Source organism: Devosia honganensis (assembly GCF_042648785.1).
In the GTDB taxonomy this organism is placed as follows: domain Bacteria; phylum Pseudomonadota; class Alphaproteobacteria; order Rhizobiales; family Devosiaceae; genus Devosia; species Devosia honganensis.
In genome coordinates this window covers 268,457-287,876 of sequence record NZ_JBHRYD010000013.1, presented here as the reverse complement: position 1 = coordinate 287,876, position 19,420 = coordinate 268,457, and the positions used below count along the sequence as shown (strand labels likewise).

Here is a 19,420-nt window from a genome sequence, read left to right as displayed (position 1 = left end):
GGAACAGAGGGCAGGGGACAAAGGCGAATAAATGCAAAAACCGCTCCTAGCGATTGCAGTCGTTGCCGCGTTGGGCTTGGTCGGGACCGCGGCCAAGGCGGCGACGCTGGATAGCGTTATGGCGAAAGGATTCGTGCAGTGTGGCGTCACCTCGGGCGTCCCCGGCATGTCGCAACCCGACGCGAACAACAACTGGTCGGGGCTCGAAGTGGACTTCTGCCGCGCGGTCGCCGCTGCCATCTTCGATGATCCGGACAAGGTGCGATATACGCCGCTGACTTCGCAGGAACGTTTCGTGGCCCTGTCCGCCGGCGAGGTCGACATTCTCTCGCGCGTCACCACCTGGACCATGAGCCGCGATACCGATATGGGCATCTCCTTCACCGGCGTGCTGTATTATGATGGCCAGGGCTTCCTCGTACGCGAGAACGATGGCATCGCTTCGGCGCTCGAGCTCGACGGCAAGACGGTCTGCATGGAGGCCGACACCACGACCGAGTTGAACGTCGCCGAGTATTTCGCGGCCAATGGAATGGAATTCACTCCGGTTACCTTCGTCGACAAGCCGGAAGTGCTCAAGGCCTATGAGGACGGCCGCTGCGACGTGCTGACCTCGGACGGGTCCCAGCTCGCCGCGGATCGTACCAAGTTCGCCAATCCCTCCGACCATGTTCTTCTGCCCGAGACCATCTCCAAGGAGCCGCTGGGGCCATCGGTGCGCCAGGGCGACCAGCAATGGTTCAACATCAACCGCTGGGTGTATTTCGCGCTGCTCGAGGCCGAGGAACTGGGCGTGACCCAGGCCAATATCGACGAGATGCTCGGCTCGGACAATCCGGCCGTAAAACGCCTGCTCGGCGTCGAAGGCGATTTCGGTACGCCGATCGGCCTGCCGGTGGACTGGGGCTATCGCGTCATCAAGCATATCGGCAATTATGGCGAAAGCTTCGATCGCAATCTGGGCGAGAGTAGCCCGATCGGCCTGCCGCGCGGCCTCAATGCCCTGTGGAACAAGGGCGGCCTGCAATACGCCCCGCCCATCCGCTAGGGCGTCGTTGAGGACAGCGAAGTCCGGTTTCCTGCAAGAATGACGCGGCGACGATAAGATGGAGCGGCGTCCGGAGACCGGGCACAAGAGGTAATGCGGGTGAGCCAGCCTTCCGAAGTGACCGCCGACCGGGCGATCGACACCAGCAATATGCAGGCTTCCGACACCGACGTGGCCATCGATGTCATCGCCATGCACAAGTGGTATGGCGAGTTCCACGTCCTGCGAGACATCAATCTGCGGGTGATGCGCGGCGAGCGCATCGTCATCGCCGGCCCTTCGGGCTCGGGCAAGTCGACCCTCATCCGCTGCATGAACCGGCTCGAGGAGCATCAGCAGGGCCGGATCATCGTCAACGGCACCGAATTGACCGCCGATCTCAAACGCATCGACGAGGTGCGCCGCGAGGTCGGCATGGTGTTCCAGCACTTCAACCTGTTTCCGCACCTGACCATCCTGCAGAATCTTACCCTGGCGCCCATCTGGGTGCGCGGCCTGCCCAGGGCCGAGGCCGAGGATGCGGCCATGCACTATCTGGAGCGCGTCAAGATTCCGGAGCAGGCCGGCAAATATCCGAGCCAGCTTTCGGGCGGGCAGCAGCAGCGCGTCGCCATCGCCCGGTCGCTGTGCATGCAGCCGCGGATCATGCTGTTCGACGAGCCGACCTCCGCCCTGGATCCGGAAATGGTCAAGGAGGTGTTGGACGTGATGATCAATCTCGCCGAGGAAGGCATGACCATGATCTGCGTCACCCATGAAATGGGTTTTGCCCGCCAGGTGGCCAACCGGGTGATCTTCATGGATCAGGGCCAGATCATCGAGCAAAACGATCCCGAGGAGTTCTTCTCCAATCCGCGGCACGAGCGCACGCGGCTCTTCCTCGGCCAGATCCTGCACTGATCCGGCGGGCGGCGAGGGGGTCGGCGTCATAAATTTTCGGTGGGCCGCCCGGACTTCGGCTTGACCGGTTTTGCCCTGCTGCCAATATGGACAGACGAAAGAAAGCCGGCATTTTGCTCAAGCCACCCAAGCCATTGCTGTTCCTGGCGGCGCTCCTGTTCGCGCTGTCGATGCAGCCCGCAGCCGCGCAGACGCTTGAAACCGTGCGCCAGCGCGGCTTTCTCATTTGCGGGTCGAGCAATCCGCTGGCCGGTTTTTCCCAGCAGGATGCCGATGGCCGCTGGTCGGGTTTCGACGTCGATCTGTGCCGGGCCCTGGCCGCCGCCATTTTCGGCAATCCGGACCTCATCGAATTCCGCGCCTATCGCGGCGAGGCGCGGTTCGCGCCGCTCCAGACCGGGGTGGTGGACGTGCTGATGCGCAATGGCGCCTGGACCACCGGGCGCGACATCCGCTATGGCGCGCGCTATGTGGCGCCGAGCTTTTTCGATGGCCAGTCCTTCCTCGTGCCGCAGGCGCTGGGCGTGGTTTCGGCCTATGAGCTGGACGATGTGAGCATCTGCGTCGTCGATGGTTTCGGCGAATTGGAGGCGCTCGACGAATTCTTCTTCTCCAACCAGACGCGTTTCCGCGAAGTCGCCTATGAGGAAACCGCCGATCTGGCCGTCGCCTACCGGGCCGGGCTGTGCGAGGTGATTTCGGCTTCGGGCCGGCAATTGCAGGCCATAAGGCGCGAGCTGCCCGATCCGGCCCTGCACCGCATCCTGCCCGAGCGGATTTCCAAGGAGGTGCTGGGGCCGGTGGTGCGGGACAATGACGATCAGTGGTTCGACATCGTGCGATGGACGCTGTTCGCCCTGATCAGCGCCGAGGAGGTCGGGGTCACCAGCCTCAACATCGATTCCCTGTCGGCGGCTCGGACCCATGCGGTGCGGCGGATTTTAGGGATCGAGGGCGATTTCGGCGCCGCCCTCGGGCTGCGGCCGACCTTCATGACCGACGCGATCCGGGCCGCGGGCAATTATTCCGAGCTCTACGACCGCCATTTCGGCAGCCAGACCGGCGCCGCCATGCTGCGCGGGCAGAATGCGCTCTGGACCAATGGCGGGCTGCTCTACGCACCGCCCATCCGCTAGATCGTTTCGCCCTCGCCGGACCGTCGCCGCAAAGGGCCCCGCACGCCGCTGCGCGCGGTTTGCAATCCAAGGGACGCATGATAAAGCTGCCCGCACTTTCGAACCAGTTCAGGCCGGCCATGTCCCAGGACAATATCTTCCGCGAAATCGACGAGGAACTGCGCAGCGACCGCATGCGGGCGCTGTGGAGGCGCTTCGGCCCCTTCGTCATCGGCGCGGCTGTCGCCATCGTGGTGCTGGTCGCGGCCAATGAAGGCTGGTCCTGGTACACCAAGAGCCGCTCGGCCAGCGCTTCCGAAGAACTCTATGCGGCGCTCGAAGCGGCGGATCGGGGCGATCTGGCCGGGGCGCAGGCGCAGCTCGATGCGCTCGTTTCCAACGGCTCGGGCGGCTATCCGGTGCTGGCCGAGTTCCGCAAGGCGGCGCTGCTGGCCGAGGAGGGCGACGTCGCCGCCGCGGTTTCTGCCTATGACGCCCTGGCCAACAGCCAGTCCAATCCGCGCATGCGCGAGCTGGCCCTGCTGCTGGCCGCCAATCTGCTCGTGGACCACGGCACGCTGGCCGATGTCGAATTGCGCATCGCCACCATCGCCACCGACGACAACCATATGCGCCGCGTCGCCCGCGAGTTGCTGGGCCTCGCCCAGTACCGTGCCGGCGATGCCGCCGCCGCCCAGGCCAGTTTCGAGGCGGTGCTCAACGACCCGCTGGCCCAGACCTCCATCCGCAATCGCATGGCCTTCTACCTAGCGCAGATGGTATCGGATGGCGTCGTTGCCGGCGACACCCCGACCCTGGCCGGCGACGAAGAGGCGGCTCCGGTCGCTGCCGAGCCGGTGGCCGAATAGGCAGCGCTGTCCCGAAGGAATCCGCGATGACGGTCACCGTTGCCATTGTCGGCCGTCCCAATGTCGGCAAGTCCACCCTGTTCAACCGCCTGGTGGGTCGCAAGATCGCCCTTGTCGATGACACGCCCGGCGTCACCCGCGACCGCCGCGAGGCCGAGGGCCGCATCGCCGACCTCACCTTCCGCGTGCTCGACACCGCCGGCTATGAGGATGTCAGCGATGGCAGTCTCGAGGACCGCATGCGCCAGCAGACCGAGCTGGCCATCCGCGAGGCCGACGTCATCCTGTTCATGATCGACGCCCGCGCCGGCGTCGTGCCGCTCGACCAGCGTTTCGCCCAGGTGCTGCGCAAGGCCGGCAAGCCGGTGCATCTGGTCGGCAACAAGGCCGAAAGCAGCGCGGCCGAGGCGGGGCTAGTGGAGGCGTTCAAGCTCGGCTTCGGCGAACCGATCCCGCTTTCGGCCGAGCACGGGCTGGGCCTGTCCGAACTCTATTCCATCGTTTCTGCCGCCATCGACAAGGCCGCCGAGGCCAAGGCCGCCGCGGCGGAGGAAGCGGTCGATGCGCTCGATATCATGCCCGAGGTAGATGTCGACATCACTGCCGACATGCTCGAAGGCGAGGGCGACGAGGCCACGCTGCGCTGGAATCCGCGCCGCTATCTCAACATCGCCATTGTCGGCCGTCCCAATGCCGGCAAGTCCACCCTGGTCAACAAGATGGTGGGCGCGGACCGCGTACTCGTCGGCCCCGAAGCGGGGATCACCCGCGACAGCATTCTCGTGCCCTGGGAATGGCAGGGCCGCACCATCAACCTGGTCGACACCGCCGGCATCCGCCGCCGCTCCCGCGTCACCGGCAAGCTGGAAAAGCTGGCGGTGGGCGACAGCCTGCGCTCCATCCAGTATGCCGAGGTGGTGGTGTTGCTGCTCGATGCCACCATTCCCTTCGAGAAGCAGGATCTGGCGCTGGCCGATCTCGTTGAGCGGGAGGGCCGCGCCATGGTCATCGCGCTCAACAAATGGGACCTGATCGAGGACAAGAACCGGACCCTGGCCGAGTTACGCGAGGCCTGCGAACGCCTGCTGCCGCAATTGCGCGGCGTGCCGCTGGTCACCATTTCGGGGCTGACCGGGCGTAATATCGACCGGCTCATGGATGCCATCTTCGCCATCGAGCGGAGCTGGAATTCCCATGTTTCCACCGCCCGGCTCAATCGCTGGCTTGCCGGCATGGTCGAGGGGCATCCGCCGCCGGCCATTGCCGGCCGTCGCCTCAAGCTGCGCTATATGACGCAGGCCAAGACCAGGCCCCCCAGCTTCATCGTCTTCGCCTCGCGCCCCGATGCGGTGCCCGCCGCTTATCAACGCTATCTGGTCAATGGCCTGCGCACGGCCTTCGACATGCCCGGAACCCCGATCCGCCTGTGGCTGCGCGGCGGCAAGAACCCTTATGTGAACAAGAAATAGGCCGGTGCCGCCGCGGCAAAGCCGGGGATGAACACAAGGGCCTATTCACATCTTGGGGCCTTGCCCTATAGTGCGCACGTCGTAACACCCCGCCATTGGTCGCGGCGTGCCAGCAATGCACTTTGTTGCTTACAGAAATCCTCATCGTCGTCGTTCTGATTCTGGTGAACGGCGCCCTGGCCATGTCTGAGCTGGCCGTCGTCTCCTCCCGTTCCGCGCGTCTCAAGGTCCTGGCCGATCAGGGCAATAAGGGCGCCGCTGCCGCCATCAAGCTGGGGGAAGAGCCGGGCCGGTTCCTTTCTTCCGTGCAGATCGGCATCACCCTCGTGGGCATTCTCTCGGGCGCCTTTTCCGGTGCCACCCTAGGCCTGCGGCTCAGCGTGTGGCTGCGGGAGGTGGGCGTTCCGGCCAATGTCGCCGATGTCGGCGGCGTCGGCGTGGTGGTGGTGCTCATCACCTATGGCTCGCTGATCCTGGGCGAGCTGGTGCCCAAGCAGATCGCCCTGCGTAATCCCGAGGCCGTCGCCTCGCGCGTCGCGCTGCCGATGACCGCACTGGCCCTGGTGGGCACGCCTGTCGTCTGGCTGCTCGATATTTCGGGCAAGTTCGTGCTGCGTCTTCTGGGGCAGGCGGGGGAATCGGCTGATTCGGTCACCGAGGAGGAGGTGCGCACCATCATCGCCGAGGCGACCTCGGCCGGGGTTTTTGAAACCGAGGAACATTCGATGATCTCGGGCGTCATGCGTCTCGCCGACCGCTCGGCGCGGGGGCTGATGACGCCGCGGCTCGACGTGGTGGCGATCGATCTGGAGGATTCCTACGAGGAGAATCTCGAAATCATCCTCGCCACCACTCATTCCAAGGTGCTGGCGCAGGAAGGGGACGCCGATTCCATCCTCGGCGTGCTCTCGCTCGCCGATCTGCTGCCGGCACTGGTGGCCGGGCAGCGGCCGGATCTGCGCAAGCTGGTCAAGCCCGCTCCCGTGGTGATGGAGCATGCCGATGCGCTCGACGTGGTCGAGGCCATCCGCTCCTCGGCGGCCCAGATGGCTCTGGTGGTCGACGAGTACGGCCATTTCGAAGGCATCATCACCTATGGCGACGTGCTCGAGGTGATCACCGGCGTCTACAATGCCGAACCCGGCGACGAACCGGCACTGGTGCAGCGCCAGGACGGCTCCTGGCTGGTCGCCGGCTGGATGCCCGTCGACGATTTCAGCGAACGTTTCCGGCTCAGCGTCTCGAGGGACGCGCGCTACGAAACGCTGGCCGGCTTCGTGCTCTCCCAGCTCAACCACCTGCCGGCCATCGGCGAAACCTTCGAGCACGAAGGCTGGCGTTTCGAGGTCGTGGACCTCGACGGCCACCGCATCGACAAGGTCCTCGTCTCGCCGCTGGTGGTGCCGAGCTAAAGCCTTCGCCGTCAAGCGAAATACCGTCACCACCCGACTTGTTCGGGTGGTCCTGAGGCATCTTCACCTTCGCCGGATTGCCGGGACAAGCCCGGCAATGACGACGGAAATATCCGGCCCCTCCCGGCTTACCCCTCCGCGAAAACCACGCTGACGCGCCGGTTCTGCCTGCCCTTCTTCTCGATCCGGCCCAGGGCAAGGGCGCCGATTTCGCTGGTGCTGGTCACGTGGGTGCCGCCGCAGGGCTGCAGGTCGACCGGGCCGATGCGCACCAGCCGCACCCGGCCCTGCCCCATGGGCGGCTTGACCTTCATGGTCTTGATGAGGTCGGGCTTGGCCTCCATCTCGGCGTCGGTGATCCATTCGGTGGTGACGGCGTGGTCGGCGCTCACCATGGCGTTGAGCCGGGCTTCGATGGCGGCGAGGTCTTCCGGGACCTCGGGCATGTCGAAGTCGAGCCGGCCCTTGTCCTCGCCCACCGCCCCGCCGGTGACCGGAAAGGGGAACGCCACCGAGAGCAGGTGCAGCGCGGTATGCATGCGCATCAGCCGATGGCGGCGGTCCCAGTCGATCTCGGCGCGCACCGTCTCACCGGCGCGGAGCGGGGACTGCCCCTCGGCTGGGACATGCACGATCCGCGTCTTGTCGCCGTCCGGATGGACGGCGGTGGCGATGGCGAGCACGCTGCCATCCGCCCGCACCAGCCTGCCGCTGTCGCCCGGCTGGCCGCCCGAGGCGGCGTAAAAGACGGTCCGGTCGAGCAGGATGCCGCCATCGGGCGTCACTGCGGTGACTTGGGCTTCGCTCGATTGCAGATAGGCATCGTCGCGAAACAGGAATTGCGTCATTTCGGTCTCACAATACGGGAGAGAGCAGGCGCGCCGCCTGGGTGGCGACGTAAAGGGGCAGGGGACGGCTCTCGATCTCGGCGCGGCCGACCTCACGGCAGGCCTCGAAATCGGCCAGCAGCATCTTCTCCACCGCCTCGATGGTGTCGGGATGGGTGAACCACAGGGTGATCTCGAAATTGATGGCGAAGGAGCGATTGTCGAAATTGACGCTGCCCACGGTGGCGATGCGGTCGTCCATCAACACCACTTTCTGGTGCAGGAAGCCGTCCGTATAGCGATAGACCGAAATGTCGTGTTCCACCATGGCGTCGGCATGGGCCATGCTGGCGAGCCAGACCAGCGCGTGGTCGGGATTGTCGGGCAGCATGATGCGCACGTCCACCCCGCGCAGGCGCGCCGCGAACAGGGCGGTACGGATATCGGTGTCGGGCACGAAATAGGGACTGACGATCCATAGCCGCTCGCGCGCCCGCCCGATGAGGTCGGTGAAGGCGATAGCGCATTCCTCCAGCTTGTCGGCCGGGCCGCTGCCCATCACCAGCACCGATTCCTCGCCGAAGGTTTCGAGCTGCTTGGGCGGTGCATTGGGCAGCAATTCACCCGTCGCCCATTCCCAGTCCTCGCGGAACAGCAGGGCGCAGCCCAGCGCCGCCGGTCCCGACACCCGGACGTGGGTGTCGCGCCAATGCCCCACCCGGGGATTCTCGCCCAGATATTCGACGCCCACATTGTGCCCACCCACCCAGGCGTGGGTGCCGTCGGCCACCACGATCTTGCGGTGGTTGCGGTAGTTGATGCGGGTGGGGCCGTAAAAGCGCAGGAATTTGTGGCGGTGATTGAAGCCGGCGACCTTCACCCCGGCCTCGCGCAGCTCCCGCCGGAAGCGCCGGGGCATGCCGGTGCTGCCGATATCGTCATAGAGCAGATAGACCGCCACCCCGGATTTCGCCTTTGCGATCAGCCGCTCGGCCAATTCCTGCCCCAGCCGGTCGTCGCGCACGATATAGAACTGCACCAGCAGATAGGTTTCGGCTGCATCGATACCGGCGAAGATGGACTCGAACGTCGCCTTGCCGTCGATCAGCAGCTCGACCTCGTTGCCCTTGAGGAACGGCAGTTCCGAGACGGCCACCTGCACCGGCCATTTCGCATCGGTCTCCCGGTCGATCAGCGCCAGGTCCCGCGCCCGCAATGGCCGGTCGGCGCGACCGTTCTGCATGCGGTCGGTGGCATAGTCGTCGAACAGCTTCCAGCCGAAGATGAGATAGAGCAGCACGGTGGGGATCGGCAGCAGGATCAGCGACAACAGCCAGGCGATGGAGCCCTGCGAGGTGCGCGAATTGAGGATTTCGCGAATGGCGCAGACGATGGCCAGCAGATAGATGGCGCCCATGATCAGCGCCACCAGATGCAGATCCGCCACGAGGGCCGACAGAATATCGTCTATGCCGAACACTTCGATCCTTCAGCGCTTCGCGGGGGCACTCTATCAGGCCGGGGCGGCGCGGCAATCCTCCTGTTGGCGCCGAAGGAATTTCAGAAAGCAGCGGATGGGAATACTCCTGCGCTTGTCACCCCAGGAGGCGATCCTCCATGCGCCGGCCGATGCCAGGGCAAGCCGAAACGCGCGATCGGCCGGCGCCGGACCTTATAAATTCAGGCCGGTTCCGGCTCCATCACGCTGGAAATGTCGATGGGCGGGCGGGCGTCCATCCAGGCAGGGACGGGCAGGTCCCTGGCGCGGAGGAAATCGGGGTTGAACAGCTTGCTGGCATAGCGGTTGCCGTAGTCGCACAGCATGGTGACGATGGTTTTGCCCGGCCCCAGATCGCGCGCCATGCGCACCGCGCCGGCGATGTTGATGGCGCTGGAGCCGCCCAGGCACAGGCCCTCGCGCTCCAGCAGGTCGTAGATATAGGGCAGGGCCTCGGCGTCAGGGATCTGGTAGGGCAGGTCCACCTCGAGCCCTTCCAGATTGGCGGTGATGCGCCCCTGGCCGATCCCTTCGGTGATGGAATTGCCCGAGGATTTCAGCGTCCCATGGGCGTAATATTCGTAAAGCGCAGCCCCCTCGGGATCGGCAAGGCCGATCTTGATCTCGGGATTACGGGCGCGCAGTGCCTCGGCGACGCCCGCCAGCGTCCCCCCCGAGCCTACCGCGCAGATAAAGCCGTCGATGCGGCCATTGGTCTGGGTCCAGATTTCCGGCCCCGTGGTTTCGGCATGGGCACGGCGATTGGACACATTGTCGAACTGGTTGGCCCAGACGGCGCCATTGGGCAGTTCGGCGTCTAGCTTTTCCGCCAGCCGCCCCGATACCTTGATGTAGTTGTTGGGGTTCTTGTAGGGCTTGGCCGGGACCTCGATCAGCTCGGCGCCGTAAAGGCGCAGCGCATCCTTCTTTTCCTGGCTCTGGGTCTCGGGGATGACGATCACCGACTTGAAACCGAGCGAATTGGCTACCAGCGTCAGCCCGATGCCGGTATTGCCAGCCGTACCTTCGACGATGGTGCCGCCGGGCTTCAGCCTGCCGGACTTGACCGCGTCGTGGATGATGAAGAGCGCCGCCCGGTCCTTGACCGACTGGCCCGGATTGAGGAATTCGGCCTTGCCCCAGATTTCGCATCCGGTGAGCGTGGAGACGCGGTTGAGGCGGATCAGCGGCGTGTTGCCGATGGCGGAGATGAGGTCTTCGTGCTTGGCCATGGATTTCTAATATCGAAGGATCAGGCACTTATCGTAGGGGCGGGGCGAGGGGCCCGCAAGGCCTGACCGGCCCGCGCGGCACGGCTTTTCCCGGGCCGCGGGCAATGCGCAAGCGGCGGCCGCCGGCATGCCGCCGCGGGGAATAAGTTTTCGCAGGGAACCGTTCGCGCGGTCCGCTACTCCATCACCTCGGCCAGATTCTCCAGCGCCTCGCTCCAGGCCTCCATGGAGAAGATGCGGGTCTGCGCATCCTCATGGGGCAGGCCGCGCTCGGTGAGAGTGAGGCGGGTATTGTCCCCCTCGAGCGCCTCGAAGGCGATATCGATGACGAAGATCATCTCGGTGTCGTCCTCGTCGTCCTTGTAGACCCAGGACAGCACCAGCCTTTCGTCCTCGCGGAAGGTCAGGACCTCGCCGCTGACCTCGTAGTCGGTCTCGTCATCGTCGTCGGCATAGGTGAGAAAGCGGTAATGGCCGCCCTCGAAGGCGTCGAATTCGGCCTCGTCGGCCTGCCATTGCTCGATCAGGGCCGGGTCGGTCCAGGCCGAGAACACGTCGGAGACATTGGCCGCGATAGTACGGGTCAGGGTGATCTGGCTTTCGCCGTCCATGCCATTGCTCATGCCGGAACCATCTCCCGGTGCAGTTCCGCCGTTTTCGGCAGCATCACCGTCAGGATACCCAATGCGGGCAGGAATGCGCAAATCTGGAATACGGCGATCATGCCGATCCAGTCGGCCAAGGCGCCCATCACCGCCGCGCCCAGCGCACCGATGCCGAAGGCGAAGCCGAAGACGAAGCCGGCAATCATGCCGACCTTGCCGGGCACCAGTTCCTGGGCATAGACCACCATGGCCGAGAAGGCCGAGGAGAGGATGAGCCCCACCATGACGCTCATCACCGCGGTCCAGAACAGGTCGAGATAGGGCAGGGCGAGGGTGAAGGGCAGCGCCCCCAGGATCGACACCCAGATCACCGCGAGGCGGCCGTAGCGGTCCCCGATCGGTCCGCCGAAAAACGTGCCGGCGGCCACGGCGCCCAGGAATGCGAACAGGTAATATTGCGCCTCCTGCGCCGAGACGGCGAATTTCTCGATGAGGAAGAAGGTGTAATAGCTCTTGAGCCCCTCGATATAGATGAACTTGCTCAGCAGCAGCGCGCCGATCACCACGAAGGCGAGGACGAGACGCTGGCGCGGCAGGGCCGGCCGGGCCGGCGCCACCTTGGGGCGGCCGGCCGCCTGGCGCTGGTGCCCGGCGAACCAGCGGCCCACATGCAGCATCAGCAACAGGCCGGCAATGGCGACGAGGACGAAGGCGAAGACGCTCGACTGGCCCAGCGGGAACAGGATCAGCGCCGCGGCCAGCGGGCCGAGCGCCGTGCCGGCATTGCCGCCCACCTGGAACAGCGACTGGGCGAATCCCAGCCGCCCGCCCGACGCCATGCGCGCCACTCGCGAGGCTTCGGGGTGGAACAGCGCCGAGCCGGTCCCCATCACCACCGCGGCGGCGAACAGCAGCCAGAAGCCGTTGGCCGCGGCGAGCATCGCCACTCCCGCCCCGACCAGGGCCATGGCGAGCGCCAGCCAGTAGGGCTTGGGCTTGAGGTCGCCCGACAGCCCGAAGGCGGGCTGCAATATGCAGGCGGTGATCTGCTGGCCCAGGGTGAGCAGGCCGATCTGCAAATAGGAGAGGCCGTAATTCTCCTTGAGCAGCGGGTAGAGCACCGGCAGCAGGAATTGCAGCAGGTCGTTGAGCAGATGCGCGCCGCTGACGGCCAGGATGATGGACAAGGCGGTGCGCTGCGCATCCGGCGCAGGGCTGGACGAAATCGTGGTCATGGAAATAATCGAGTGGGAAAACGGATCGTCCCGTCCTACCCCGCCATAGCCGCAAGGGCAATCGTCCGGCGCGAATATCGGCGATTTGGGAAAGAAATGGCTCCGCGAGCTGGACTCGAACCAGCGACCATTCGATTAACAGTCGAACGCTCTACCAACTGAGCTATCGCGGAACATTGCGCGCCTTCCGTTGCGAAGGCGAGGTCCGTGTACCCAAACTGATGCGGTTTGCCAAGCCCTCAATCCGCCCGCCGTGAAATATTTGTCGCGCCCCTTCCTTTCCGGCTCAGAGGCCCCAGCGGCGCGTGCCCGAGGGGCTGGGGCGCTTGAACTGGTCGACCAGCGCCAGCAGCACCACCATGTGCAGGCGTTCCGGCGTCGTTGGCGCCTTGAGGCATTTCACCCGCGAGGACACCGTATAGCGCGCGCCCTCATGGCCGCCGCTGGCCGTATAGACCAGATATTTGCTGGCCTCGTCATAATAGGCCGAGGTCACCTTGAACTGCATCCGCCATCCCGCGCCAGGCTGTCCAGACCGCCCCTGCCGACCATATCCTCAAAAATCGGCGGCTTGGCAACCGAGCCGGATGAGCGGGTGTCCTTAAAGCGAGGGATCGATCAGCGCCAGGCCGACTTCGGGGTGGAAGCGCTTGCGCAGATGGGCGGGGGCCTCGGTGAGGATGATCTCGAGCGTGGGCCGCACGATGCCGCTGGCGACATGGCCGGCGATGGCCCTACCGCTGGAGGTGCCCAGCACGGCATGGGCGTGAACCGCCGGGGCGCCGTCCGGCCCCGCCGCGATATCGCCGGTGAGCGAGGCCACCTCCACCTGCTCGTCGACATGGATGTCGTGATAATTCTTTTCCTGCCAGTCGAAAAAGGCCAGGGTCGCCGTCTCGAACGCGCCGATGGCCTTGAAGCTGGCGGCGCTCAGCTTTTTCTCCGCCGCGAAGCTCTTGAGGCACTCCATGACTTCGTCGCCGGTTTCCAGGATGACGGCGTAGGTCTGCCCGCCATCGGCGTCGTGAATGAGCTTGCTTTTCATGCCGTCCCTCGCTGCCGTTCGATTTCCTAACCCGCGGCAGGGGGATGGGGTTCCGGTCTAGACCTCGTCGGGATAACGCCCCTTGGTCTGTCCCACCAGTTTCGCCAGTTCGGAAAAAGTGGCGATCTCGGTCTCGGAGGCGCTGTTGTTGGCCAGCATGAGCAGCCGTGCCGGAAAGGCCACCGCATCGCGGCTGGCGGAGCTCATGTCCTCGACCAGCCGGTCGTCGCCCAGTGCGGTCTGCTCGGCGCGCTGGAGAGCCAGGTCGATCTCCTCCCGGCTCAGCACCCCCTTGGCCACCAGCGCGTTGTTGATGGCCGCGATGGCCAGGTAAAGCCCCTGCAATTGCAGATTGGAGACGTTCATCCATTCCTCCTCGATCGCCGGCGCGGCGCCCGGGCGGGCCTTGCCGGCGCTCTATCGGGAAAATTCACGGCGGCCGTTCCAGTCTATTGCATAAGTGCCTGAGGTGAAATAGGTACAGGGCGCCTAGAGGCCGCGTGGCGGAGTGGTTACGCAGCGGATTGCAAATCCGTGTACTCCGGTTCAATTCCGGACGCGGCCTCCAACCAGCTTTTCCCCGCAATCCCAGGAAACGCGACTGCCGGCGATGCGAAAAGCGCGCGCGGCGAGCCGATGTTTGTTGCCTTGCGCCCGGCCTTGCCATATTCACGTCCGGCATATGCCGGAGGGGCATGGCCGGCCCCCGTGCTGTTGCTCTCCGGTAACGCCGCAGCATGAACAGCGGATTAAAGTTTGTTAGGGATTGCCTGGCTCGGTTGTCTATCCCATCTGGCCGGCATTAGTGTAGTGGGACCTGGAGGCCGTTGCATGAAGTATCGCGGGATTTTGAGGGCGAGCGCGCTTGCCGTGATCGTGGCCTGTACCTCCAGCGGGGCCGCCCAGGCGCAATCCATCACCCAAGCCCTGACCGCCGCCTATGAGCATGCGCCGGACTTGCAGGCGGCGCTGCTGAGCGCCAAGGCTTCCGCCGAAAACATCGTGCAGGCCAAGTCGGGCAAGCTGCCCACGGTGGGGGCCAGCATCGGCGGCACGCAGAGTTTTTCCAATGCCAGCGGCCAGGCGCTGCTGCTGGGGGACCATCCGGTGTCCTCGAGCCAGTTGCAGGCGGGCCTCTCCTACAACCAGACCATTTTCGACAATTTCCAGACCGACGCGCAGATCGAGGCGGCCCGGGCCGGCGCCGAGGCGGCGGAATACCAGTTGCGTAATACCGAACAGAACGTGCTTCTGCAGGTGGTGCAGGCCTATATGGCGGTGCTGAGCGGGCGCGAATTGCTGGCGTTGCGCGAGGAGAACCTGCGCTTCTTCGAGGCGCAGCTGCAATCGGCGCAGGACCGGCTCGATGTAGGCGAGGGCACCAGGATCGACGTGGCGCAGGCGCAGGCTCGCCTGGCGCAGGGCCAGGCTGCCTATCGGGCCGCCCAGGGCACGCTCGAGACCAGCCAGGCCACCTTCCAGCGCTATGTCGGCGCGCGGCCGCAAAATCTCAGCCCCGGCCATAATTACGGCAATCTCATTCCCCGGACGTTGGAGGCGGCGCTGGGCGAGGCTGAACTCGGCCATCCGGCAATCCTTCTGGCCAAGGCCGGCATCCGCGCCGCGCAGGCCGGGAGCGATGCCGCGCAGGCGGCGGGCGGGCCCACCGCGAGCGTCAGCGGCAGCCTCGGCACCAATTGGAGCCAGAGCAATCGCGGCGGCGCCGGCACCGGCGGCTGGTCCGCCTCTTTGGGCTTCCAGGTCTCCATTCCCATCTATTCGGGCGGCCGGATCGGCTCGGCGGTGCGCAAGGCCAATCTCGAGCAGATCAAGTCGGAAGTGGACGCCATGTCCGCCTATGACCAGATTCGCGAGGCGGTCATTTCCGCCTGGTCCGGCATCCAGAGCGCCGATGCGCAGATCCAGGCGGCGCAGGCCGCCGTGTCCTCCAGCAATACCGTGCTCGAGGGCGTGATCCAGGAGCGCGATCTGGGCACCCGCACCACGCTCGACGTGCTCAATGCGCAGGCCGACCTCACCACGGCGCGCGAAAGCCTCATCAACGCCTCGAGCAACAAGACCATCGCCACCTTCTCCCTGCTCAACGCCATGGGCCGGCTGACGGCGCGCGATCTGGGGTTGGCGGTCGAGATCAAGACCGCCGTGCCCTATACCCAGGCGGTCGAGGACGTCTGGCAGGAATTGCGCACCGTCGTGGAGTGATCCCGATTTTCCGGGGAAGAAGCGATAGTTCCGGTCTGGGGGCGATTCCTTATCCGGCCTCTTGCGGCTAAGCTGAAATTAACGAATCAGGTGGCGCGGCGCGATTGCCGCCGCTGCCGATCGGGCGCATGAGTAAGAGGCACTGATGAACAAGCCGGCTCCCAAAGAACCGTCGATGGATGAAATTCTCTCGTCCATCCGACAGATCATCGCGGACGACGATGCCGCCGGGGCGCCGCGCCGGCCCTCCGTCCAGGCGGCCCCGCCGCCGATGCAGGCCGCCCCCGCCCGGGCTCTCGCCGACGAGGATCGCGATTTCAGCGACATGCTGGACGATGACGAGCCGCTGGCGCTCTCGCCTTCGCAGATCGTCGGGGACGAAGAGGACGGCGACGATGTCAGCTTCGATGCCATCCTTGCCGACACCGAAAGCGAGGCGGAAGCCGGCGCGCCGGAACTGGTGGAGCCCGAGGACGTCGCCTTTGACGCCGGGGACGACCTGCCCAGCTTCGACCCGCTGCCGCCCAAGGCGCCCGAGCTCGAACCGGTCATGGAACCCGCACCCGAGCCGGTCATGGAACAGGCGGCGCCCGAGCTGGAACCCGCTCCGCGGCCCGCGCCCGCGGAAGCTGCACCGCTTCCCGATCCCACGCTGACCGACGACATCGCCGACGAACTGCTCGAGCCGGCCACCCGCGCCGCCGTGCGCAGCTCCATCGGCAAGCTCAGCGCGCTGGGCATAGGCAATCCTGGCCTCACCATCGAGGCGATGATGCGCGACCTGCTGCGACCCATGCTCAAGGAATGGCTGGACGAAAACCTGCCCTCCGTGGTCGAGCGCATGGTGGAAAAGGAAATCTCCCGCATCGCCCGCGGGGAGTAATTTCTAACACACCCACCTCCAATGCTGCCCTCGGGGCTCGGCCCGAGGGCCTCTTCCCGCGCTGCCGTACCCGCGCGGCCCCCATGGCGATCCCATCGAACTACGCTCGATTGCGCCCGCTTTCGCCCGCCGCCCGCCATCCTCTGACAAATCCGCGCGGGGCTAACCGCCTTTCTGTTGACCCGGCATGGCGCATTTGCTTGAAGTCGGCCGACCGATTTCCGGCCCGCCACTTCCAGGCGGGTGGCTGCTGTTGCGAGTGACCGATGCTTGAAAAGACCTATGAACCCGCCGCCGTGGAAAGCCGCATCTACGATGCCTGGCTCGAGGCGGATGCCTTTGCGGCCGGGGCAGGGGCGAAGCCCGGGGCCGAGACCTTCACTATAGTCATTCCGCCGCCCAATGTGACCGGCTCGCTGCATATTGGCCACGCGCTCAACAACACCATCCAGGACATTCTGATCCGCTTCAACCGCATGTTGAAGAAGGACGTGCTCTGGCAGCCGGGCACCGACCATGCCGGCATCGCCACCCAGATGATCGTCGAGCGCCAGCTTGCCGAAAAGCAGCTCGACCGCCGGACCATGGGCCGCGAGAAATTCATCGAGCGCGTCTGGGAATGGAAGGCCGAAAGCGGCGGCACCATCATGAACCAGTTGAAGCGCCTCGGCGCCTCCGCCGACTTTTCACGCGAGCGCTTCACCATGGGCGCGGCGGGCCAGCCGGACGACCAGATGGTGCGCGCCGTCACCAAGGTCTTCGTCGAATTGCACAAGCGCGGGCTCATCTATCGCGCCAAGCGGCTGGTGAACTGGCATCCGGGCCTCGAAACCGCGATTTCCGACCTCGAGGTCGAGAATATCGAGGTCAAGGGCCATATGTGGCACCTGCGCTATCCGCTGGCCGATGGTGTGACCTACCAATTCCCGATCACCGACGAGGAGGGCAAAGTCACCGGCCACGAGACGCGCGACTATATCGTCGTCGCCACCACGCGCCCCGAAACCATGCTGGGCGACAGCGGCGTTGCCGTGCATCCCGAGGACGAGCGCTATCGGGGCCTCGTGGGCAAATTCGTCGAATTGCCACTGGTGGGGCGCCGCATTCCCATCGTTGCCGACGACTATGCCGACCCGGCTCTGGGCAGCGGCGCGGTGAAGATCACCCCGGCTCATGATTTCAACGACTTCGAGGTAGGCTCTCGCAACGGACTTGAAGCCATCAACGTCTTCACCGCCCATGGCGCCATCCTCGATGCCGATTTCACTCCCGAGAAATATCGCGGCCTCGATCGTTTCGAGGCGCGCAAGGCGATCGTTGCCGACCTTGTGGCGCTGGCGGAGGAAAACTCCGCGCGCGGGCTCGACCACATCGAAGACAAGAAGATCATGGTCCCGCATGACGAAAAGTCCAAGCAGGTGGTCATCGAGCCGTTCCTGACCGACCAGTGGTGGGTGAAGGCCGAAGTGCTGGCCGAGCCGGCCCTGGCCTCGGTGCGCGAGGGGCGCACCAAATTCGTGCCCCAGCAATATGAGAACACCTATTTCGCCTGGCTGGAGAATATCCGGCCCTGGTGCATCTCGCGCCAGCTCTGGTGGGGCCACCAGATTCCGGCCTGGTACGGGCCGGACGGCGAGGCCTTCGTCGCCCATGGCGTGGAAGAAGCGCAGGAGGCCGCCGACCGGCACTATGGCAAGCCGGTCGAGCTGACCCGCGATCCGGACGTGCTCGACACCTGGTTTTCCTCGGCGCTCTGGCCCTTTTCGACGTTGGGCTGGCCGGACGAGACGCCCGAGCTCAAGCGCTATTATCCGACTGACGTTCTGGTCACGGGTTTTGACATCATCTTCTTCTGGGTCGCCCGGATGATGATGATGGGGCTCGAATTCCTCGACGAGGAACCGTTCCACACCGTTTACATGCACGCCTTGGTCCGCGACGAGAAGGGCCAGAAGATGTCGAAGACCCGGGGCAATGTCATCGACCCGCTCCAGCTCATCGACGAATATGGCGCCGATGCCACCCGCTTCACCCTGGCCGCCATGGCGGCGCAGGGGCGCGACCTCAAGCTCGCCATCGGCCGGGTGGAGGGTTATCGCAATTTTGTCACCAAGCTCTGGAACGCGGCGCGTTTCCTCGAGCTGAACGAGGCCCGCCGCGTCGCCGACTACGATCCGCGCGCCAACCGGCTGCCGCTCAATCGCTGGATCGTCGGCGCCACCGCCCGCGCCCTGGCGGAGGTGCGCGCCGGCATCGAGGACTACAAGTTCAACGAAGCCGCCAATGCCGCCTATGAATTCGTCTGGGGCACATTCTGCGACTGGTATGTGGAGTTCGCCAAGCCGGTATTCGGCGGCGAGGACGAGGCGGCCCGGGCCGAGACACGCGCCACTGCCGCCTGGGCGCTCGACCGGATTCTGGTCATGCTCCATCCCATGATGCCCTTCGTCACCGAGGAATTGTGGGCGGAAACCGGCAAGTCCGGCCCGGCCCGCGAGACCATGCTGATCCTGGCCGAATGGCCGGATCTTTCCGGTCTCGAGGATAGCGAAGCCGATGCCGAGCTTGCATGGCTGATCGACGTCATTTCCAATATCCGCTCGGTGCGCGCCGAGATGAACGTGCCCGCCGGCGCCCGGCTGCAACTGGTAGTGACCGGGGCAGGGGAGCAGACGCTGGCCCGTCTCGTCGCCGGCACCGCGCTGATTTCGCGCCTCGCCCGGCTCGAGGAGATTTCCCCGCGCAGCGAGGTGCCCGGCGAGTCGGCACAATTCGTGGTCGGCGAGGCAACTTTCGCCCTGCCGCTGGCCGGGGTGATCGATCTGGGCGCCGAAAAGGCCCGGCTCGAAAAAGACATCGGCAAGCTCGACGCCGAGATCGCCCAGATCGACAAGAAACTCTCCAACGAGCAATTCGTCGCCAAGGCGCCCGAGGAGGTGATCGAGGAGCAGAAATCCCGCCGCGACGCCGCCATGGCGCGCCGGGAAAAGATCCTCGAAGCACTGAAGCGGTTGAGCTGAACCGGGGCCCGGCAGCGATGCCGGGCCTTTTCCGGCGGC

At 65.3% G+C, this 19,420-nt stretch carries 17 protein-coding genes and 2 tRNA genes; 10 read left to right on the top strand and 9 right to left on the bottom strand.

Annotated elements, in window-relative coordinates:
• Positions 1–118 precede the first annotated feature (118 nt).
• The 6 genes from ACFOOL_RS14535 (at position 119) to ACFOOL_RS14510 (ending at position 6,813) form a co-directional block, all read left to right on the top strand.
• Positions 119–1,048: an amino acid ABC transporter substrate-binding protein gene (locus ACFOOL_RS14535; RefSeq protein WP_380097965.1), complete on the top strand. Its 930-nt coding sequence runs from the start codon at positions 119–121 to the stop codon at positions 1,046–1,048.
• A gap of 150 nt (positions 1,049–1,198) precedes the next feature.
• Positions 1,199–1,948, top strand: a complete 750-nt coding sequence (locus tag ACFOOL_RS14530) for an amino acid ABC transporter ATP-binding protein (protein ID WP_380098023.1) — start codon at positions 1,199–1,201, stop codon at positions 1,946–1,948.
• Between the two features lie 113 nt (positions 1,949–2,061).
• Positions 2,062–3,084, top strand: a complete 1,023-nt coding sequence (locus tag ACFOOL_RS14525; protein ID WP_380097964.1) for an amino acid ABC transporter substrate-binding protein — start codon at positions 2,062–2,064, stop codon at positions 3,082–3,084.
• Positions 3,085–3,161: 77 nt separating this feature from the next.
• Positions 3,162–3,932 carry a tetratricopeptide repeat protein gene (locus ACFOOL_RS14520; protein WP_380097963.1) on the top strand — a complete coding sequence of 257 codons (771 nt, stop codon included), beginning with the start codon at positions 3,162–3,164 and terminating at the stop codon, positions 3,930–3,932.
• A 26-nt stretch (positions 3,933–3,958) separates the two neighbouring features.
• Positions 3,959–5,401 carry a ribosome biogenesis GTPase Der gene (gene der / locus ACFOOL_RS14515; RefSeq protein WP_380097962.1) on the top strand — a complete coding sequence of 481 codons (1,443 nt, stop codon included), beginning with the start codon at positions 3,959–3,961 and terminating at the stop codon, positions 5,399–5,401.
• Positions 5,402–5,526: 125 nt separating this feature from the next.
• Positions 5,527–6,813 (top strand): hemolysin family protein, encoded by a 1,287-nt coding sequence (locus ACFOOL_RS14510; protein WP_380097961.1) that lies wholly within the window; start codon positions 5,527–5,529, stop codon positions 6,811–6,813.
• Between the two features lie 128 nt (positions 6,814–6,941).
• On the opposite strand, the gene ACFOOL_RS14505 is transcribed toward ACFOOL_RS14510, so the two are convergent.
• The 9 genes from ACFOOL_RS14505 to ACFOOL_RS14465 all read right to left on the bottom strand — a co-directional run bounded on the left by ACFOOL_RS14505 (position 6,942) and on the right by ACFOOL_RS14465 (position 13,621).
• A complete protein-coding gene (locus ACFOOL_RS14505) occupies positions 6,942–7,661 on the bottom strand; it encodes an alanyl-tRNA editing protein (protein ID WP_380097960.1) in 720 nt (239 codons plus the stop codon).
• 7 nt (positions 7,662–7,668) lie between these two features.
• A complete protein-coding gene (cls, locus tag ACFOOL_RS14500; RefSeq protein WP_380097958.1) occupies positions 7,669–9,120 on the bottom strand; it encodes a cardiolipin synthase in 1,452 nt (483 codons plus the stop codon).
• 200 nt (positions 9,121–9,320) lie between these two features.
• Positions 9,321–10,370: a cysteine synthase A gene (locus ACFOOL_RS14495; RefSeq protein WP_380097957.1), complete on the bottom strand. Its 1,050-nt coding sequence runs from the start codon at positions 10,368–10,370 to the stop codon at positions 9,321–9,323.
• Positions 10,371–10,546: 176 nt separating this feature from the next.
• Entirely contained in the window at positions 10,547–10,993 is a 447-nt protein-coding gene (locus tag ACFOOL_RS14490; protein WP_380097955.1) for an SRPBCC family protein, read from the bottom strand.
• Positions 10,990–12,210, bottom strand: coding sequence for an MFS transporter (locus tag ACFOOL_RS14485; RefSeq protein WP_380097954.1), 1,221 nt, complete (start codon positions 12,208–12,210; stop codon positions 10,990–10,992). The genes ACFOOL_RS14490 and ACFOOL_RS14485 overlap by 4 nt, the downstream gene beginning before the upstream one ends.
• Positions 12,211–12,307: 97 nt before the next feature.
• A tRNA-Asn gene (locus ACFOOL_RS14480) sits at positions 12,308–12,383 on the bottom strand.
• Positions 12,384–12,496: 113 nt separating this feature from the next.
• Positions 12,497–12,718 carry a hypothetical protein gene (locus tag ACFOOL_RS14475; RefSeq protein ID WP_380097953.1) on the bottom strand — a complete coding sequence of 74 codons (222 nt, stop codon included), beginning with the start codon at positions 12,716–12,718 and terminating at the stop codon, positions 12,497–12,499.
• A 93-nt stretch (positions 12,719–12,811) separates the two neighbouring features.
• Positions 12,812–13,255, bottom strand: a complete 444-nt coding sequence (locus tag ACFOOL_RS14470) for a PPC domain-containing DNA-binding protein (protein ID WP_380097951.1) — start codon at positions 13,253–13,255, stop codon at positions 12,812–12,814.
• 57 nt (positions 13,256–13,312) lie between these two features.
• A complete protein-coding gene (locus tag ACFOOL_RS14465; protein WP_380097950.1) occupies positions 13,313–13,621 on the bottom strand; it encodes a hypothetical protein in 309 nt (102 codons plus the stop codon).
• A 128-nt stretch (positions 13,622–13,749) separates the two neighbouring features.
• On the opposite strand from ACFOOL_RS14465, the gene ACFOOL_RS14460 reads away from it, so the two are divergent.
• The 4 genes from ACFOOL_RS14460 to ACFOOL_RS14445 all read left to right on the top strand — a co-directional run bounded on the left by ACFOOL_RS14460 (position 13,750) and on the right by ACFOOL_RS14445 (position 19,381).
• Positions 13,750–13,823 (top strand) — tRNA-Cys (locus ACFOOL_RS14460).
• Between the two features lie 263 nt (positions 13,824–14,086).
• Positions 14,087–15,478: a TolC family outer membrane protein gene (locus ACFOOL_RS14455; protein ID WP_380097949.1), complete on the top strand. Its 1,392-nt coding sequence runs from the start codon at positions 14,087–14,089 to the stop codon at positions 15,476–15,478.
• A 175-nt stretch (positions 15,479–15,653) separates the two neighbouring features.
• Positions 15,654–16,361: a DUF2497 domain-containing protein gene (locus tag ACFOOL_RS14450; RefSeq protein WP_380097948.1), complete on the top strand. Its 708-nt coding sequence runs from the start codon at positions 15,654–15,656 to the stop codon at positions 16,359–16,361.
• Between the two features lie 266 nt (positions 16,362–16,627).
• On the top strand, positions 16,628–19,381 hold the full coding sequence (locus ACFOOL_RS14445; RefSeq protein WP_380097947.1) for a valine--tRNA ligase: 2,754 nt from the start codon (positions 16,628–16,630) through the stop codon (positions 19,379–19,381).
• The last annotated feature ends 39 nt before the right edge of the window (positions 19,382–19,420 follow it).

Excerpts from the sequence above, each read along its gene's own strand:
- ACFOOL_RS14450 (WP_380097948.1), top strand. The coding sequence starts at position 15,654 with ATGGATGAAATTCTCTCGTCCATCCGACAGATCATCGCGGACGACGAT.
- ACFOOL_RS14505 (WP_380097960.1), bottom strand. The coding sequence starts at position 7,661 with ATGACGCAATTCCTGTTTCGCGACGATGCCTATCTGCAATCGAGCGAA.
- ACFOOL_RS14530 (WP_380098023.1), top strand. The coding sequence starts at position 1,199 with ATGCAGGCTTCCGACACCGACGTGGCCATCGATGTCATCGCCATGCAC.
- ACFOOL_RS14470 (WP_380097951.1), bottom strand. The coding sequence starts at position 13,255 with ATGAAAAGCAAGCTCATTCACGACGCCGATGGCGGGCAGACCTACGCC.
- ACFOOL_RS14475 (WP_380097953.1), bottom strand. The coding sequence starts at position 12,718 with ATGCAGTTCAAGGTGACCTCGGCCTATTATGACGAGGCCAGCAAATAT.
- ACFOOL_RS14495 (WP_380097957.1), bottom strand. The coding sequence starts at position 10,370 with ATGGCCAAGCACGAAGACCTCATCTCCGCCATCGGCAACACGCCGCTG.
- ACFOOL_RS14535 (WP_380097965.1), top strand. The coding sequence starts at position 119 with ATGGCGAAAGGATTCGTGCAGTGTGGCGTCACCTCGGGCGTCCCCGGC.
- ACFOOL_RS14455 (WP_380097949.1), top strand. The coding sequence starts at position 14,087 with ATGAAGTATCGCGGGATTTTGAGGGCGAGCGCGCTTGCCGTGATCGTG.
- ACFOOL_RS14465 (WP_380097950.1), bottom strand. The coding sequence starts at position 13,621 with ATGAACGTCTCCAATCTGCAATTGCAGGGGCTTTACCTGGCCATCGCG.
- der (WP_380097962.1), top strand. The coding sequence starts at position 3,959 with ATGACGGTCACCGTTGCCATTGTCGGCCGTCCCAATGTCGGCAAGTCC.
- ACFOOL_RS14520 (WP_380097963.1), top strand. The coding sequence starts at position 3,162 with ATGATAAAGCTGCCCGCACTTTCGAACCAGTTCAGGCCGGCCATGTCC.
- ACFOOL_RS14490 (WP_380097955.1), bottom strand. The coding sequence starts at position 10,993 with ATGAGCAATGGCATGGACGGCGAAAGCCAGATCACCCTGACCCGTACT.
- ACFOOL_RS14485 (WP_380097954.1), bottom strand. The coding sequence starts at position 12,210 with ATGACCACGATTTCGTCCAGCCCTGCGCCGGATGCGCAGCGCACCGCC.
- ACFOOL_RS14445 (WP_380097947.1), top strand. The coding sequence starts at position 16,628 with ATGCTTGAAAAGACCTATGAACCCGCCGCCGTGGAAAGCCGCATCTAC.